Here is a 388-nt window from a genome sequence, read left to right as displayed (position 1 = left end):
CGCCGCCGCCACTCGCAGGCCTCCACGCCGCCGGGCCCGGCCGCGTGGGTGGCGGCCTCGACGAGGTCGGGCACCGTGTGCAGCCCGGACACCCCGGGAACCCGACGCCGGGAGGTGCCGCGGTCAGCCGCTCCAGCACCGACTCGTGGCGTCCGGCACCGAGGTCGCGCACCACCCGGGACACGACCTCGTCCGTGCCCGCCGGGTCCGTGCGCTCCGGGTTCTCGTCGCCCCGCAGCGCCGCGAGCTCGGCGAGGGCGGAGCGCAGGCGTCGCGCCCACCCGGGTTGTCCGGTGGCCTCGGCCGTACGCAGTCCCTCGGTGGCCACGGCGACGGCCTCGGCGTGCGCACCCGCGTGCCGGTGCGCGGCGGCGAGAACCGCGGCCGC

The 388-nt window shown here is 79.9% G+C and carries 1 protein-coding gene; it reads left to right on the top strand.

The genetic code is table 11. The features are described 5' to 3' along the window. Positions 1-145: 145 nt before the first annotated feature. A partial coding sequence (locus tag SACPADRAFT_RS33885) for a hypothetical protein (RefSeq protein ID WP_233357165.1) occupies positions 146-388 on the top strand: 243 nt, incomplete at its 3' end.

The sequence above is a fragment of the Saccharomonospora iraqiensis subsp. paurometabolica YIM 90007 genome, assembly GCF_000231035.2.
Classification (GTDB): Bacteria; Actinomycetota; Actinomycetes; order Mycobacteriales; family Pseudonocardiaceae; genus Saccharomonospora; species Saccharomonospora paurometabolica.
This window is presented reverse-complemented; position numbering and strand designations above follow the sequence as displayed.